The following is a 16172-nucleotide window of genomic DNA, read 5'->3' as shown; positions in this document are numbered from 1 at the left end:
CTGCGCTTCGATGACCTGAAGCAACTCGCTGTCGAAAACTGCGTAACTCTTTGTTTACCAAGGAGTTTTCCGTTTCGACTGCGCCGGAAGTGGGGCGAATTATAGACTTCCAGAATCTGCCGTCAACCCCTAATTTGGCTTTTCTACCAGGACGCTCAAAATCATCGCTTATATATAGACGCAACCGTCACGAATGCGCAGTATATTGCCCAACACACAAAGCAACACTACTTCGGACGATGCCACGCAAATGAATGACCATCCCCGCAGCCTCGCCTCGACCCTGTTCTCGGTTGGCCTGCTATTAATAGCCATGGCGTCGATCCAGTCCGGCGCGTCACTGGCTAAAAGCATGTTCCCGATTATCGGCGCTCAAGGGACCACCACCCTGCGGCTGATCTTCGCCAGCGTGATCATGCTCGTCCTTTTACGCCCATGGCGGGCAAAGCTCACCGCAAAGTCCCTGCGGACCGTCATCGTCTACGGGATGGCACTGGGCGGCATGAACTTCCTCTTCTATATGTCTCTGCGCACCGTCCCCCTGGGGATTGCCGTAGCTCTGGAGTTCACCGGACCACTGGCGGTGGCTATCTATGCTTCACGCCGCGCGATCGACTTTTTGTGGATAGCCCTCGCTGCCATCGGCTTGCTGCTATTAATACCGACAGGAGCGACCACTGCGGGAATCGACCTGGTAGGTGCCGGTTATGCCTTGGGCGCGGGTGTCTGCTGGGCAGTGTACATCCTGTTCGGCCAGAAGGCCGGCGCCGACAATGGGGTGCAGACCGCAGCTCTGGGAGTGATGATTGCCGCACTGTTCGTCGCCCCTATCGGCATTGTCCATGCCGGTGCCGCCCTGCTAACTCCGTCATTGATCCCCGTGGCCATCGCTGTCGCACTTCTGTCCACCGCCGTGCCCTACACGCTGGAGATGGTCGCTCTGACCCGAATGCCAACCCGGACCTTCGGCACATTGATGAGCATTGAACCCGCTTTCGGCGCGCTGTCAGGTTTGCTGTTCCTCCACGAGTACCTCACGCTGTCACAGTGGATGGCGATCATGTGCATCATTCTGGCTTCCGTCGGAGCGACCATGACCATGGGAAGCGCTGCCAAGCCTGCGGTCGCGGCGGATTGATACAGGATTTGACGCAGTTCTGGTATTTGCCGCTCAATTAGGCCATGTTTAGGCCCGTAACCCAGTGCCAGACATGGATTTTTCAGGATAGGGATATCAGAACGCTTCAATTGAAAGCGAATGCAGCCAGACCCGGGCACGAGATCCGGGAACGGTATAAGGACAGTAATGAAACGAATTTTGCTACTGATCGCCGTACTTGCAGTTGCGGGCTGCGCGGCGACATCGAAAACAGAAGTCAAACATGGCAAAAAAGGGCTGCATATCAACTGTTCAGGGCTCTCCTCATCCTGGGACAAGTGCTACACCAGCGCCGCCAACTCGTGCGCGCCCAAGGGTTACAAGGTCATCGCCAAGTCGGGGGATGCCGTGGAAGAGCCAGGCGATTATCCATTTGGTCTCAACCCTGCCGGTTATACCAGCCGAAGCATGATCGTTATCTGCAAGTAGATTGATGCCGCCCGGCAATCTGGCGGCCAATCTCATGATGACTGGACTTCAGCACGGTGCGCTGAATGTCTGGAGTGGCCAACATTCGCGCCACCACCAACGCACCGATGCATTGCGACAGCACCGACCATGCCAGGCTGTCGCTTTCCAGGATCCTCGCCCAACTCTCCTGCAGCTGACAAATCCAGATCTCCGCCTGCTGGCGAATAGCGATATCTGAACGGGCAATTTCGGCTCCCAATACAGGTAACGCACAACCGGACTCCGGGTGCTCGACATGGGCCATGCTCAGATAGTGCTTCAGGCAACGTTCCAGTCTGTCGCGATCCTGATCAGCCCCCAATCGCTCCAGGCTTTGGCACAACTCGCGCTCGACGATCGAGGCGAACAGTTCGTCCTTCGAGGAAAAATGACTGTAGAAAGCAGCGCCACTCAAGCCGATCGCCTTCATCAGCCCGTCGACACCTACTGTGGAAAAACCGGACTTTTTGGCCGACACCGCGCTGCTTGTCAGCAGTTTCTCTCTTGTTTCCAGCTTGTGATTGGCCGAGTAACGCATTGCCTTGCCCTCAGGATTGACCGTCTTGACGCATACCAAATCCTAGCATAACGTTCGTTCAGTTAACGATCGTTTAGCAAAGGGGATCTACCCATGAACAACAAGAAGGTCGTACTGGTTGTCGGCGCAGGTGATGCAACCGGCGGCGCCATAGCCAAGCGCTTTGCCCAGGAAGGTTTCGTTGCCTGCGTCACCCGTCGCAGCGCTGACAAACTCCAGCCGTTGGTTGATGCAATCAAGGCCAATGGCGGTGACGCCCACGGATTTGCCTGTGATGCTCGCAAGGAAGAGGACGTGATTGCGCTGGTCGAGCAGATTGAAACCGAGATAGGCCCCATCGAGGCGTTCGTTTTCAACATCGGCGCCAATGTGCCGTGCAGCATTCTCGAAGAAACCGCCCGCAAGTATTTCAAGATCTGGGAAATGGCCTGTTTCTCGGGTTTTCTCAATGCTCGTGAAGTGGCCAAGCGGATGGCCAAGCGCCAACGCGGTACGATTCTGTTCACCGGTGCCACCGCTGGCCTGCGCGGGGCGGCGGGGTTTGCAGCGTTCGCCGGCGCCAAGCACGGAATTCGCGCACTGGCTCAAAGCATGGCCCGCGAACTGGGGCCGATGAACATTCATGTCGCCCATGTCGTAGTCGACGGCGCCATCGATACTGACTTCATTCGCAACAGCTTTCCGGAAAAGTACGCGACCAAGGACGAGGACGGCATCCTCAATCCCGAACACATCGCCGAGAACTATTGGTACTTGCACAGCCAGCCGCGGGACGCCTGGACTTTCGAGCTGGATCTGCGCCCCTGGAACGAACGCTGGTAAGCCCTCCTCCCCTACAACAATAAGCAGAGCGCACCGACCATGAGCAAAACCGTGGAGTTCTTTTTCGATCTGGGCAGCCCCGCCACCTACCTGGCGTACACCCAACTGCCGAAAATCTGCAAGCAGACCGACAGCCAGCTGATCTACAAACCGATGCTGCTGGGTGGGGTCTTCAAAGCCACCGGCAACGCGTCACCGGCAACCATCCCGGCCAAAGGTCGCTACATGTTTCAGGACCTGGACCGCTACGCAAAACGTTACGGCGTACCACTAAAGTTCAACCCCCACTTTCCTATCAATACCCTGATGCTCATGCGTGCCGTCACGGGTATGCAGCTGCGTCATCCCGAACGCTTCCACGCGTTTATCGATTGCCTGTTCTACGCACTCTGGGTCGAGGGACGCAACCTCGATGATCCGGCGACTGTTGCAGCCGTGCTGTCGCAAAACGGGTTCGATCCGAACGAGGTACTGGCGCTCACCGCCGACGAAGAAGTCAAAGCTGCTCTCAAGGACAACACCGAGAAAGCGGTCCTACGAGGTGTATTCGGCGCACCGTGCATGTTTGTCGGTGATCAGATGTTCTTCGGTCAGGATCGGCTGGACTTCGTCCTTGAGGCCCTGAGTTAAATCTCGATGACCAAGCGACCTTGAGCCGCTCCATTAGCGAGCAGTTCATGGGCAGCCCCGGCGGTTTGCAATGTGAACTGCCGCGGGTCGAGTAACGGCTTCAGCTGACCGGCCTCAATCAACTTAGCGGCGTCCCGAAGAATCTGCCCGTGATGCTCGCCTCCCTTGCCGGTCAACAATGGCAACAAGGTAAACACCCCGGAGTAGGTCGCGCCCCGAAACGACAGCGGCGCCAAACTGTGTTACCCCCATCCGAGACAGCTCACAACATGCCCCTCGTAAACCCGAGACGTGCATGAGCAGCCTGCCCCGAACGAATCTTTGCATCCAACGGGTTCACCCCGCTGGCTTTGATCCTGACCAACACCTGACCCGGTCCAGGCACGGGTCGCTGGATGGTAGCCAAGCGTAAAGGCCCATTGGCCGAATCAACAATCAGAGCACGCATTTCAAATGAGTCAGTCATTTCGCAAATTCCCGTAAGAGGTGGCTGTAGGACCGACCTTCCTCTCGCTAACTCACTCATGCCGAGTAGACGCTATATCGCGGCCGTGGACGTGGCTGAACACAGTTTCCAATCAGGACGCGAAACCGTTGCCGGCAACATGAAGATCGATTCCTCCGTCAGTTTCGGGCGCTTGCAGATTGCACCGCGACTCCCAGAGTTTCTGCAACAACACCCCCAGGTTCAGATAGACCTTCAACTCAGTGATCAGAATCAGGACCTGCTCAGCGAAGGTCTGGACGTTACGTTCAGAATCGGCGAGTTGACAGACAGCGGCCTCATCGCCCGCCGCATCGGCACCACCCACCGGGTGACGGTCGCTGCGCCAGGCTATCTCAAGCAACACGGCCAGCCGACAACACCGGAAGAACTGCGCGGACACAATTGCCTGCAATTCAACCTGCTGAACAGTCAGAACCTATGGATTTATGGGCGAGGCGCCCAACGTCACGAAGTGCGAATCAAGGGCAATGCGCAAAGCAACAACTCCGAGGCAATCCGCGAGTTGGTGCTGGGAGGACTGGGGATTGCGTTGTCGCCGGTGTGGTTGTTCAGTGAGGATCTGAACGCCGGTCGAGTGACCGCGATTTTGCAGGACTACACCGCGCAGTCGCTGCCGATTCATGCCGTGTCCCCGGCGAATCGTCGCCAATCCGCCAGGGTCAAAGCCTTTGTCGACTACATGAGTCAGGCGCTCGAAACAGCGCCTGAACTCCAACCGATCAAATAGCCGCAGTGCGGGTGTTCAGCCACTCGAGGGCCGCGCCATCCAGCAACGGGCTCAAGCGCTCGCGCACCTCGGCGTGATAAGCGTTGAACCACTGCTTCTCGTCCAACGTCAGCAGCGACGGTTCCAGGCAACGGGTGTCGATCGGGCACAGGGTCAGGGTTTCGAATTTCAGGAACTCGCCGAACTCGCTCTTGCCCGCTTCGGTGTTCAACACCAGGTTCTCGATCCGCACACCCCAACGGCCTGGACGGTAAGTGCCCGGTTCGATGGAGGTGATCATGCCCGGTTGCATCGCGGTTTGCGGTGCCGCGGCGGCCTGATAGGCGATGACCTGCGGACCTTCGTGCACGTTCAGGAAGTAGCCGACGCCATGACCGGTGCCGTGTCCGTAATCTATGCTTTCGGCCCAGATCGGCGCGCGGGCAATCGAATCGAGCAACGGCGAGAGAATGCCGCGAGGGAATTGCGCACGGGACAACGCGATTACGCCTTTGAGCACCCGCGTGCAATCGCGTTTCTGCTCATCCGTCGGCGTACCGACCGGCACCATCCGCGTGATGTCGGTGGTACCACCCAGGTATTGACCACCGGAGTCGATCAGCAACAGACCATCGCCCTCGATCACCGCGTGCTCTTCTTCGGTGGCGTGGTAGTGCGGCATCGCTCCATTGGCATTGAAGGCGGCAATGGTGTTGAAACTGAGCGAAACGTACCCGGGACGTCGAGTACGCGCGGCCGTCAGGTGTTCGTCGATGGTCAGCTCAGTGATGCGTTCAGAACCCAACGCCGTGTCCAGCCAGGTGAAGAATTCGCACAACGCTGCGCCGTCCTGCTCCATGGCCTGACGAATATGCTCGGCATCGGCCAGGCTCTTCTGTGATTTGGCCAAGGTGGTCGGGTTCAGACCTTCGACCAGTTTTACGCCGCTGTTCAGGTTATCCAGCAAACCGGCCGTCACGCGCGCCGGATCGACTTGCAGGCTTGCGCCACTCGGCACCGCACGCAAGGCGTCTGCCACTTCGCTGTAATCGCGCAGGGTCACGCCGTCCTGTTCGAGGACCGCACGCAGCTCGGCATCTACCTTGCTCAGGGCCACGAACAGGGTGGCCTGCTCCTGGCTGATCAAGGCGAAGGAAACGAATACCGGGTTGAACGACACGTCGCCGCCACGCAGGTTGAACAGCCAGGCGATGTCATCGAGGGTTGCGATGAAGTGCCAGTCAGCGTCACGACCCTTCAAGACCTCACGCAGTTTGGCGAGTTTTTCACCACGGCTGACGGTCGCTTGAGGCGGCAAGTGTTGATAGATCGGCTCGTTCGGCAGTGTCGGACGGTCACTCCAGACTTCGCTCAACAGGTCGACGTCGGTACGCAGACGCGCACCGCGCTCTTCGAGTTTGCCACCCAGCGTACGCGCCGACGCCACGGCCAATACCGCACCGTCCACCGCGACCACGCCGCCTTCAGGAGTTTGCTCGGCCAGCCAGTCCAGCGGGCCTGGCTGACCCGGTTGCAGCTTGACCAGTTCGATGCCGCTGCCGTTGAGCTCCTTGGTCGCTTGTTCCCAATAACGGCTGTCGGCCCAGACACCGGCAAAGTCAGGGGTAACGATCAGTGTGCCGACCGAACCATGAAAGCCCGACAACCACTGACGCCCTTGCCAATAGCCCGGCAGGTATTCGGACAGGTGCGGATCGGCCGACGGCACCAGCAGGGCATGAATGCCCTCCCGGCTCATCAGTTCGCGGGTTTGCGCCAGGCGCTCGGGCACCGATCCATTGATCGAAAGCTGCGTACTCATCATGTCTCCTGCTAATCACTTCATCATTATTGTTGAGTGCCGATCAACGCCGGCACTTTCAGGCCTTACTGCCAGAATGCCGGGGCACTGGCGCAGGCTGCTTTAATCAGTTGTACCGCTTGGTCGATGTCCTGCTCGGTGGTGAACCGGCCAAGACTCAAGCGGATGGTGCGACTCGCCGAGCGGGCGTCATGCCCCAGGGCCAGCAGCACATGGGAAGGCGCATTGCTGGCGGAGTTACAGGCCGAGGTCGCGGAAAATGCGATCGAGTTGCTCAGCGCCGCGGAATTGAGCTCTCCTTCGTTGAAGGTCAGGCTCAGGGTATGGGGAATGCGCTGGGTCAGGCTGCCATTGAGCCGAACGCCGGGGATGCCCAGCAGTTGTTCGAGCAAGCGTTCGCGTAGCCGCACGATCGTGGCTTTTTCTTCCTCGAACCCGGCCGCCGCCAAGGCGAAGGCCACGCCCATGGCGGCGATCTGGTGAGTCGCCAGGGTCCCGGAACGCAAACCGCCCTCGTGACCGCCACCGTGAATCTGCGCCTGCAAACGTTGCTGCGCGCGTGGGCCGACGTACAGGGCGCCGATGCCTTTGGGGCCGTAAATCTTGTGCGCCGAAAACGACATCAGGTCCACTGGCAATGCAGCAAGATCGATCGCGACTTTGCCCGCGCCCTGAGCCGCATCGACATGGAACAACGCATCACGATCACGCACGATCTGGCCGATGGCCGCGATGTCATTGACCGTGCCCAGTTCGTTGTTGACCAGCATCAGCGACACCAGAAAGGTGTCTTCGCGCATTGCCTCGCTGACCGCTTGCGGAGTAATCAGCCCCTCTGCGTCAGGCACCAGATAAGTCACGGCAACACCGGCGTCCTGCAACTGCTTCGCCGTGTCGAGGATGGCCTTGTGTTCGATCTGGCTGGTGATGATGTGGCCGCCGGACACCCCGCGAGCCTGGGCCACGCCCTTGAGAGCAAGGTTGTTCGATTCGGTGGCACCGGAGGTCCAGACGATCTGTTCCGCCTGGGCGCCGACCAGTTCGGCGACCTGACGCCGCGCCTGCTCGACCGTCTGCCGGGCCTGTTGGCCGAAGGCATGGGAGCTGGACGCCGGGTTGCCGAAGTTTCCGTTGAAACCCAGACACTCGACCATGACCTTGATGACCCGCTCATCCACCGGCGTGGTGGCGGCATAGTCGAAATACAGAGGACGTTTATTCATAGAAAACTCGCAGAGCATGTTCCGGGATCAGGAGGCTCGTCACTGAACCATCAAGGCGCAACCTCGTGAGCTGCGCTGATCGTTCAGTGCGTTAGAAATACCTGATCGGAGGCCGTTAAAGAAGAACAACTTCATTTAAAAGTGCGTAGGAACGCTCCTGAAGTCGAGCTTAACAGGCATCGGCCAACCGGTTGAAGCGATGTGTCAGCTAAAGCTCTCGAGCATCAATGGATACAGCGAAGCCACCAACAGCAAGGCCATGCCCCAGTTGAACAGCCGCAACCAGCGATGATCCTTCAACACATTGCGCAACAACGTGCCGCAACCGGCCCAGACGCCAACGCTCGGCAGGTTGATCACGGCAAAGACCGCGGCAACTACGATCACATTGGTGAAGTAGCCCTGCATTGGCGTGTAGGTGCTGATGGCACCGATCGCCATGATCCACGCCTTGGGATTGACCCACTGAAACGCCGCCGCCCCCAGATAGCTTATCGGTTTGCTGTCGCCCTTTTCACTCTCGGAAACCGGACCTGAATGGGCGATTTTCCACGCCAGATACAGCAAGTACGCCGCGCCGACGTAACGCAGCACCGTATAGAGCAATGGATAGGTCTTAAACACCGCGCCCAGACCGAAACCAACTGCCACGACGAGCACGAAGAAGCCGCAAGTGATGCCCAACATGTGCGGGATGGTGCGGTGAAAGCCGAAGTTCACGCCCGATGCCAGCAACATGGTGTTGTTGGGGCCGGGAGTAATCGAGGTGACGAGAGCAAACAGGGCGAAGCCCATCAGCAGGTCCAGCGAGAGCGTCATGAGCGGCAGTCCAATCAGAGTCAGTCAGGTAATGACCCTATCGCACGCCCCGGGGGAAACCCATGGACAGTTACGTGAAACTTCGAGCAGTACAGTTTTCGATCAGCTAGGACGACCGTGAAGCTGTACAGCACGTTCTGCGTTCATTTCGCCCTGCTTGTCGAAACTGAACGATTTTTGCGGCTGGCCGAGCAATTCGGCTTTTTTCGCATGGTACTCGTCGAAGGACAAACCACGACGATTCAAGGCTTCCAACGCCAGTTCGCGACTTTCTTCTGCGGTGTACGGCCGCAATTCAGGCGAAACATGACTGGCGCATCCGGCGAGAACGGAGACCGCGAGCAGCAAGAAAGTGGCGATTAGAGGTTTCATCTGTGGCGTCCTGGCATCTGGGTTCGGGGCAATGAACACAGGCTACTCGCGCCCTTCGATGGGCAGAAATCAACGCTCTCGATAGTGGCTATCGAATTTGGCTAACGACGCTTAGCCAGTCAGTCGCATATCTCCAAACGATCTATAAATATTAATTTAAGGTCTTTTACGGAATAACAACGAGCATCTATAACAACTCCATCGCCTCCACGCACTGTTGCTCACGCAACTGTTTGCCACGCAACAGTCATTCAACAAACAGCCCTCGAAATCGCACAGCGTTAACTGACCGATGCGCTGCAAGCCCCGTAAAACGGGGCCTGTATGGATTGGTACAGCTCTTGCTCAAGTCAGTGACTCTTCACTGCTCGCTGAGCAACTGTTTAAAAAGGAACTGATCATGTCGCGTCCATTGAAAGTCGTTGCCCTCTCCGGCGGTACCTGGCGTCCGTCTCGCACGCTGGTGTTGACCCAAGCGTTATTGGCCGAGTTGGCCGAGCAGTTACCGATCGAGAGCAAGCTGATCGAGTTGGGCGACATCGCCCGGCCACTGGGCGCCGCGCTGTCGCGCCAGGAATTGAGCGCCGAGATCGAAGCCGAGCTGCAAGCGATCGAGAACGCCGACTTGCTGATCGTCGCCGCGCCGGTTTATCGCGGTTCCTACCCTGGCCTGCTCAAGCACCTGTTCGACCTGATCGACCTCAACGCGCTGATCGACACGCCCGTGTTGCTGGCCGCCACCGGTGGCAGCGAACGGCATGCGCTGGTGCTCGATCATCAGTTGCGGCCGCTGTTCAGTTTCTTCCAGGCCCTGACCTTGCCGATTGGCGTCTACGCCACCGAAGCCGATTTCGCCAATTACCAAATAACCAGTGAGCCCTTGAAGGCCCGCATTCGTCTTGCTGCAGAACGCGCTGCGCCGTTGTTTGGCGTCCCCCCCAAAAATCTGCTGAAAATCGCTTAAGGATTTCTTCATGGATGTTTTCTGGTTCCTGCCGACCCACGGCGACGGCCATTACCTGGGCACCACTCAGGGCGCGCGCCCGGTGACCCTCAACTACCTCAAACAAGTGGCGCAAGCCGCTGACAGCCTTGGCTACCACGGCGTGCTGATTCCTACCGGGCGCTCCTGCGAGGATTCGTGGGTGATCGCCTCGGCGCTGGTGCCGCTGACCGAACGCCTGCGGTATCTGGTGGCGATCCGCCCCGGGATCATCTCGCCGACGGTTTCGGCACGCATGGCCGCCACGCTGGATCGGCTGTCCAATGGCCGTTTGCTGATTAATGTGGTGACCGGCGGTGATCCGGATGAAAACCGCGGTGACGGCATCTTCCTCGATCACAGCGAACGCTACGAAGTCACCGACGAATTCCTGCAAATCTGGCGCCGCGTGCTGCAAGGCGAATCGGTTGACTTCGAAGGCAAACACCTGCAAGTGCAGAACGCCAAGGCGCTGTATCCGCCGGTGCAGAAACCTCATCCGCCGCTGTACTTCGGCGGTTCATCCGAAGCCGCCCATGAACTCGCCGCCGAGCAGGTTGATGTCTACCTGACCTGGGGCGAGCCGCCGGCCGCCGTCGCGGAAAAACTGGCGGATGTGCGTGAGCGTGCGGCGCGAAACGGTCGTACGGTGAAGTTCGGGATTCGCTTGCATGTGATCGTTCGCGAGACGGCCGAGGAGGCCTGGAAAGCGGCTGACAAACTGATCGAACACATCAGTGACGAGACCATCGCCGCGGCGCAGAAGTCGTTCTCGCGTTTCGACTCCGAAGGCCAGCGACGCATGGCCGCGTTGCATGACGGGCGCCGCGACAACCTGGAAATCTCGCCCAACCTCTGGGCCGGCGTCGGTCTGGTGCGCGGCGGTGCCGGCACGGCGCTGGTCGGTGACCCGCAGCAAGTGGCGGCGCGGATCAAGGAGTACGCGGACCTGGGCATCGAGAGTTTCATCTTCTCCGGCTACCCGCATCTCGAAGAGGCTTATCGCTTTGCCGAACTGGTGTTCCCGCTGTTGCCCGAGCCGTACGCGAGTCTCGCGGGGCGCGGCGTCACTAATCTGACCGGGCCGTTTGGCGAAATGATTGCCAATGACGTACTCCCGGCTCACGCCAAAGCCTGACCCACGATCCTGTAGGAGCGAGGCTTGCCCGCGAAGGCGATCTGTCAGTCGACATTTGTGTTGAATGTGATGGCCTCTTCGCGGGCAAGCCTCGCTCCTACAGGTACGGCATCGTTTATATGAGGAACCCCGCGTGACTGCCAAGCCGCAAAGCGCCCTGTTGTCCCCCTTGCAGACCGCCCGCCAGTTGGCCGCCGAGTTTGCCCTGACCGCTGTCGAGCGCGACGAGCGTGGCGGTACGCCCAAGGCTGAACGTGACGCGCTGCGCCACAGCGGTCTGCTCGCGTTAAGCATTCCCGTCCAGTACGGCGGCCTCGGCGCCAGCTGGAGTGAAACCCTGAACATCGTGCGCGAGTTCGCCAAAGTCGACAGTTCGATCGCCCACGTCTTCGGTTTCCATCACCTGATGCTCGCCACCGTGCGCCTGTTCGCCAGGCCCGAGCAGTGGCAGCCGTGGTTTGAACAGACCGCGCGCAAGAACTGGTTCTGGGGCAATGCCCTCAACCCGCTGGACACCCGCACCGTGGTGAAAAACCTCGGCGGCTGGCGGGAGTTTTCCGGCAAAAAAAGTTTCTGCTCCGGTGCCACTGACTCGGAAATGCTGATCGCTTCGGCCGTTGACGAAAGTGCCGGCGGCAAGCTGTTGATCGCCGCGATTCCAAGCGGTCGCAGCGGTATCACCCTGCACAACGACTGGAACAACATGGGCCAGCGCCAGACCGACAGCGGCAGCGCGACGTTCGAACGGGTTCGGGTCGAAGAATCGGAACTGCTGCTCGATCCGGGTCCGCTGAGCACACCGTTCGCCTGCCTGCGGCCGTTGATTGCCCAACTGACCTTCACGCACATGTTCCTCGGCATTGCCGAAGGTGCGTTCGAAGAAGCGCGACAATACACGCTCACCGAAACCCGTCCGTGGCACAAATCCAGCGCGCAGGATGTGCGTCAGTATCCGTATGTACTCGGCCATTACGGCGAATTCTGGGTCGCCCTCGAAGGCGTTCGACTGCTGGTGGAACGTGCCGCCGAGTTGCTCGACAAGGCGTGGGCCAAAGGCCCGAATCTCAGCGCCGAAGAACGCGGGCATCTCGCCACGGCCATCGCCACCGCGAAAGTCGCGGCAACGCGCAATGGCCTGGAAATCTGTAGCCGGCTGTTCGAAGTCACTGGTGCGCGTTCGACCCATGCCTCCCTGCGACTGGACCGCCACTGGCGCAACCTGCGCACGCAGACCCTGCACGACCCGGTGGATTACAAACTCCATGAACTGGGTGACTGGGCGCTGAACCAGTCCCTGCCGATCCCGACTTTCTATTCATAGCTTTCTATTCATAGCTTTCCATTCATGGAGCCTGCCTGATGCAACTTCTGACCTTACCGCCCTCGCCCGCTCTGGCCACTTCGATCCGCGCGACCGCGCAGGTGTTCGAAGACCCTAAATCCCAGGCCTTGCTCGCCCACATTCAACAAGTCGCGCCGAGTGAAGCCAGCGTGCTGATCATCGGCGAAACCGGCACTGGCAAGGAGCTGGTGGCCCGACATATCCATAACCTCAGCGCCCGGCGCAACCGGCCGTTCGTGGCGGTGAACTGCGGCGCGTTCTCCGAATCCCTGGTGGAGGCCGAGTTGTTCGGCCACGAAAAAGGTGCATTCACCGGGGCGCTGAGCGCCAAGGCCGGCTGGTTCGAAGAGGCTGATGGCGGCACCTTGTTCCTTGATGAGATCGGCGATTTGCCGATGGCGATTCAGGTCAAGTTGCTGCGCGTGCTGCAAGAGCGTGAAGTGGTGCGCCTCGGTTCGCGCAAGAGCATTCCCATCGACGTGCGGGTGCTGGCAGCGACCAACGTGCAGCTGGAAAAAGCCATCAACGCCGGGCATTTTCGCGAGGATTTGTACTACCGTCTCGACGTGGTCAGCCTGGAACTGAGCCCGCTGCGCGACCGCCCCGGCGACATCCTGCCGCTGACCCGACATTTCGTCGAAGCCTACAGCCAGCGTCTGGGTTACGGCACCATCACCATCAGCAAAGAGGCCGAACTGAAACTGCGCAGCTACAGCTGGCCGGGCAACATCCGTGAACTGGAAAACGTGATTCACCACACCCTGCTGATCTGCCGCAACGGCGTGATCGAACGCGATGACCTGCGCCTGTCGAACATGCGTATCGAGCGTCAGGACGATCACCACAGCAACGTCGACGACTCACCGGAAGCCTTGCTCGATCGGGCCTTTCAGAAGCTTTTCGAAGAACAGGCCGGTGCGCTCCACGAAAAAGTCGAGGACGCCTTGTTGCGAGCGGCTTATCGCTTCAGCCATTACAACCAGGTGCACACCGCCGCCCTGCTGGGCTTGAGCCGCAACGTCACGCGCACGCGGCTGATCAAGATCGGCGAACTGGCAGTGAACAAGCGCCGGCCCACGGAAAACGTTCAGGGTGAGCGCTTGATGCAGTTGTCGATTTAACCCACCAGATTGCAGTGCAGCGCGTCGTCGTGGCTGCGTTCCAGACTGTGCAGCACCTGGAACGAGCCGAACGTCACGGTTTTCGCCTGATGCGCGCGGATCAACTGCCAGAAATCCTGCTCGCCGCTTTCAAAACTCTGAAATGCGGCTTCCCCCGCCTCGCGAGTTTGCCATTGCAGGTAATTGAGCACTCGCCGGCCATCGTCGCTGGCCTGGATGCTCGCACTCAAAAACCCGCTGTAGCCTTGGGCCAGCCGTTCGGTCTGCTTAGATAATGCCGACACCAACGCGGGTTGCTGATGGGGTTCGATCTCGAATTCGATCAACTGGGTGAAGCTGCGATTTTTCTCTGGCGCTTGCATGAAGAGTCCCCACTGACGTGTAAGCCGGACCTTGCGATCCGAAGGCCTGCAGGGTAAAACCTCAAGTTAACTAGAGGTCAAGAGGCATTTTTCAAATGATCACCTCGGAACATCTGCACAAGGAACTCACCGTCGGCCAATTGGCTACGCGCAGCGGCGTGGCGGTCACGGCGCTGCACTTTTACGAATCCAAGGGGTTGATCAAAAGCAATCGCAATCAGGGCAACCAGCGGCGCTATCCACGGGAGGTGTTGCGACGGGTGGCGTTGATCAAAGTGGCGCAGCGGTTGGGGATTCCGTTGGCGGAAATCGGCGAAGCGCTGAAAGCCTTGCCGGATAACCGCGCGCCGACGGCGGCGGACTGGAAGGTGTTGTCGGCGCAGTGGAGTCGGGATCTGGATGAGCGGATCGACCAGCTCGTGCTGTTGCGGGATCGGCTTAATGGCTGCATCGGGTGTGGGTGTTTGTCGATGGAGGCGTGTCCGTTGCGTAATTTTGGCGATGTGCTTGGGGAACAGGGGCCGGGGGCGCAGCTGCTGGAATCGACGACTGATCCGAGACCGGGTTGAGTCCTTCGCGAGCAAGCCCGCTCCCACAGGGGATCGCGGTCAACTGTGGGAGCGGGCTTGCTCGCGAAGGCGGGCTGACAGCCAACGAAGATCTAAAACCCCGGCGCGATCTGCCCTTTGTAGCGGATCAAAATGAACTGCCGAACCTCATCAGAGTTCAACGCCTTGGCCAGCTTCTGCACACCCGGATCATTGATATTGTCCGGCCGCGCCACGAGGAATTCGATGTACAGGCTCTTGCCCTTTTCGACGATCAGCGCGCTGTTGGTATCGATCCCCGCTTCCAGGGCGTAGTTGGCGAACACAAAGGCCAGGTCCACCTGGCTCACCGAACGCGCCAGCAACGCGCCTTCCAGTTCACGAATTTTCAGGTGTTTCGGATTGTCGATAATGTCCCGCTGGGTCGCCAGGGTGTTGCTCGGGTCCTTGAGTTTGATCAGCCCGGCTTCGTGCAGCAGCACCAGCGCACGGCCCGTGTTCACCGGGTCGTTGGGGATCGACACGGTGGAGCCATCCTTCAGCTCGGCGATGTTTTTGATTTTGGTCGAATAGGCACCGAACGGTTCGATGTGCACGCCCACCACCGGCACCAGGTCGGTGTGGCGAGTCTTGTTGAAATCATCGAGGAACGGTCGGTACTGGTAATAGTTGGCGTCGAGGTTCTTCAACGCCAACTGCTGGTTGGGCTGGATGAAGTCGGTGAAGACTTTGATGTCCAGGTCCACGCCTTCCTTGGCCAAGGTCGGTTTGATGAATTCGAGGATTTCCGCGTGCGGTACCGGAGTGGCGCCGACGACGAGTTTTTCGTTGGCGTGAACGCTCAACGACACGAGGGCAGCCAGAATGGCCAGGGTCTTTTTCATGCTGTGCTCCTAGGCAGATTGAGTGGCCGTCGTTAGGTGGACGTGGGGCCTTCTTTTGAATAAAACGAAATCCAATGTTTATCGTCGGCTGTAGCGCGCCACCAACCGGTCGCCGGTCATTTGCAGGGCCTGAACGAGGATCAGCAGCAGCACCACGGTGACCACCATCACGTCCGTCTGAAACCGTTGATAGCCGTAGCGGATCGCCAGGTCGCCCAGTCCGCCGCCGCCGATCACCCCGGCCATCGCCGTGTAATCCACCAGCACAATCGCGGTCACCGTGACCGCCGCCAGCAACCCTCCCCGGGCTTCCGGCAACAAGGTGTGGCGGATGATTTGCCAAGTGGTGCCGCCCATGGCCTGGGTCGCTTCCACCACCCCGCGATCGACCTCGCGCAAGGCGGTTTCCACCAGCCGCGCGAAGAATGGCGTGCACCCCACCACCAGCGGCGGGATAGTCCCCGGTACGCCGAGCGAAGTGCCAACCAACAGCGTGGTCAGGGGAATCAGCACGATCAGCAAAATGATGAACGGCAGCGAACGCAGCATGTTTACGATCACCGACAGCACCCGGTAAACCCCGACGGCTTCATGCAGTTGGCGCTTGCCGGTGAGGAACAACACCACGCCCAGCGGCAATCCCAGCAACACGGTGAATCCGAGGGCGGCAACCAGCATGCTCAGGGTGTCGAGGCAGGCCTGGGCAATGTCGGCCCAATAAATGTTTTTCAGCAGTTCGGCCACGG

General features: G+C 59.3%; 18 protein-coding genes and 1 pseudogene. 10 read left to right on the top strand and 9 right to left on the bottom strand.

Going from position 1 to position 16172, the window contains the following annotated elements:
• The first annotated feature begins 250 nt into the window (after positions 1 to 250).
• Positions 251 to 1138: a threonine/homoserine exporter RhtA gene (rhtA, locus tag EYC95_RS09530; RefSeq protein WP_131060123.1), complete on the top strand. Its 888-nt coding sequence runs from the start codon at positions 251 to 253 to the stop codon at positions 1136 to 1138.
• A gap of 168 nt (positions 1139 to 1306) precedes the next feature.
• Positions 1307 to 1588, top strand: a complete 282-nt coding sequence (locus EYC95_RS09525; protein WP_131060122.1) for a hypothetical protein — start codon at positions 1307 to 1309, stop codon at positions 1586 to 1588.
• On the opposite strand, the gene EYC95_RS09520 is transcribed toward EYC95_RS09525, so the two are convergent.
• Positions 1575 to 2147 (bottom strand): TetR/AcrR family transcriptional regulator, encoded by a 573-nt coding sequence (locus EYC95_RS09520; RefSeq protein WP_131060121.1) that lies wholly within the window; start codon positions 2145 to 2147, stop codon positions 1575 to 1577. The two genes, EYC95_RS09525 and EYC95_RS09520, sit on opposite strands and share 14 nt — an antisense overlap.
• A 93-nt stretch (positions 2148 to 2240) precedes the next feature.
• Here EYC95_RS09520 and EYC95_RS09515 point away from each other — a divergent pair, with 93 nt between their 5' ends.
• Together EYC95_RS09515 and EYC95_RS09510 are read left to right on the top strand one after the other, a co-directional pair.
• Positions 2241 to 2969, top strand: coding sequence for an SDR family oxidoreductase (locus EYC95_RS09515; protein ID WP_131060120.1), 729 nt, complete (start codon positions 2241 to 2243; stop codon positions 2967 to 2969).
• A 39-nt stretch (positions 2970 to 3008) separates the two neighbouring features.
• The gene (locus EYC95_RS09510) at positions 3009 to 3599 is read left to right on the top strand and encodes a 2-hydroxychromene-2-carboxylate isomerase (protein WP_131060119.1); all 591 of its coding nucleotides are present in this window, start codon (positions 3009 to 3011) and stop codon (positions 3597 to 3599) included.
• On the opposite strand, the pseudogene EYC95_RS09505 reads toward EYC95_RS09510, so the two are convergent.
• Positions 3596 to 4065: pseudogene (locus EYC95_RS09505) on the bottom strand (zinc-binding dehydrogenase). The gene EYC95_RS09510 and the pseudogene EYC95_RS09505 overlap by 4 nt on opposite strands.
• A 58-nt stretch (positions 4066 to 4123) precedes the next feature.
• On the opposite strand from EYC95_RS09505, the gene EYC95_RS09500 reads away from it, so the two are divergent.
• Entirely contained in the window at positions 4124 to 4834 is a 711-nt protein-coding gene (locus EYC95_RS09500) for a substrate binding domain-containing protein (RefSeq protein WP_256656921.1), read from the top strand.
• Here the strand turns inward: EYC95_RS09500 and EYC95_RS09495 are convergent.
• The 4 genes from EYC95_RS09495 to EYC95_RS09480 all read right to left on the bottom strand — a co-directional run bounded on the left by EYC95_RS09495 (position 4827) and on the right by EYC95_RS09480 (position 9049).
• Positions 4827 to 6635, bottom strand: a complete 1809-nt coding sequence (locus EYC95_RS09495) for an aminopeptidase P family protein (RefSeq protein WP_131060118.1) — start codon at positions 6633 to 6635, stop codon at positions 4827 to 4829. The two genes, EYC95_RS09500 and EYC95_RS09495, sit on opposite strands and share 8 nt — an antisense overlap.
• A gap of 65 nt (positions 6636 to 6700) precedes the next feature.
• Positions 6701 to 7858: an aminotransferase class V-fold PLP-dependent enzyme gene (locus EYC95_RS09490; RefSeq protein ID WP_131060117.1), complete on the bottom strand. Its 1158-nt coding sequence runs from the start codon at positions 7856 to 7858 to the stop codon at positions 6701 to 6703.
• Between the two features lie 204 nt (positions 7859 to 8062).
• Positions 8063 to 8677 carry a LysE family translocator gene (locus tag EYC95_RS09485; RefSeq protein WP_131060116.1) on the bottom strand — a complete coding sequence of 205 codons (615 nt, stop codon included), beginning with the start codon at positions 8675 to 8677 and terminating at the stop codon, positions 8063 to 8065.
• A gap of 102 nt (positions 8678 to 8779) precedes the next feature.
• Positions 8780 to 9049: a hypothetical protein gene (locus EYC95_RS09480; protein WP_131060115.1), complete on the bottom strand. Its 270-nt coding sequence runs from the start codon at positions 9047 to 9049 to the stop codon at positions 8780 to 8782.
• 400 nt (positions 9050 to 9449) lie between these two features.
• On the opposite strand from EYC95_RS09480, the gene msuE reads away from it, so the two are divergent.
• The 4 genes from msuE to EYC95_RS09455 all read left to right on the top strand — a co-directional run bounded on the left by msuE (position 9450) and on the right by EYC95_RS09455 (position 13632).
• Complete coding sequence (gene msuE / locus EYC95_RS09475) at positions 9450 to 10013, top strand: FMN reductase (protein WP_131060114.1); 564 nt, start codon at positions 9450 to 9452, stop codon at positions 10011 to 10013.
• Positions 10014 to 10023: 10 nt separating this feature from the next.
• Positions 10024 to 11169 carry an FMNH2-dependent alkanesulfonate monooxygenase gene (gene ssuD, locus EYC95_RS09470; protein ID WP_131060113.1) on the top strand — a complete coding sequence of 382 codons (1146 nt, stop codon included), beginning with the start codon at positions 10024 to 10026 and terminating at the stop codon, positions 11167 to 11169.
• 133 nt (positions 11170 to 11302) lie between these two features.
• Complete coding sequence (locus tag EYC95_RS09460; RefSeq protein WP_131060112.1) at positions 11303 to 12490, top strand: acyl-CoA dehydrogenase family protein; 1188 nt, start codon at positions 11303 to 11305, stop codon at positions 12488 to 12490.
• A 38-nt stretch (positions 12491 to 12528) separates the two neighbouring features.
• Positions 12529 to 13632, top strand: coding sequence for a sigma-54-dependent Fis family transcriptional regulator (locus EYC95_RS09455; protein ID WP_131060111.1), 1104 nt, complete (start codon positions 12529 to 12531; stop codon positions 13630 to 13632).
• Here the strand turns inward: EYC95_RS09455 and EYC95_RS09450 are convergent.
• Positions 13629 to 13994 (bottom strand): antibiotic biosynthesis monooxygenase, encoded by a 366-nt coding sequence (locus EYC95_RS09450; protein ID WP_131060110.1) that lies wholly within the window; start codon positions 13992 to 13994, stop codon positions 13629 to 13631. The genes EYC95_RS09455 and EYC95_RS09450 overlap by 4 nt on opposite strands.
• Positions 13995 to 14089: 95 nt before the next feature.
• Between EYC95_RS09450 and soxR the strand changes: the two genes are divergently transcribed.
• Entirely contained in the window at positions 14090 to 14563 is a 474-nt protein-coding gene (gene soxR, locus EYC95_RS09445; protein WP_131060109.1) for a redox-sensitive transcriptional activator SoxR, read from the top strand.
• Positions 14564 to 14655: 92 nt separating this feature from the next.
• On the opposite strand, the gene EYC95_RS09440 is transcribed toward soxR, so the two are convergent.
• Positions 14656 to 15426 (bottom strand): MetQ/NlpA family ABC transporter substrate-binding protein, encoded by a 771-nt coding sequence (locus tag EYC95_RS09440; RefSeq protein WP_131060108.1) that lies wholly within the window; start codon positions 15424 to 15426, stop codon positions 14656 to 14658.
• A 78-nt stretch (positions 15427 to 15504) separates the two neighbouring features.
• A complete protein-coding gene (locus tag EYC95_RS09435) occupies positions 15505 to 16170 on the bottom strand; it encodes a methionine ABC transporter permease (RefSeq protein WP_131060107.1) in 666 nt (221 codons plus the stop codon).
• Positions 16171 to 16172: the final 2 nt, after the last annotated feature.

The organism is Pseudomonas sp. BGI-2 (genome assembly GCF_004310295.1).
In the GTDB taxonomy this organism is placed as follows: Bacteria; Pseudomonadota; Gammaproteobacteria; order Pseudomonadales; family Pseudomonadaceae; genus Aquipseudomonas.
This window is presented reverse-complemented; position numbering and strand designations above follow the sequence as displayed.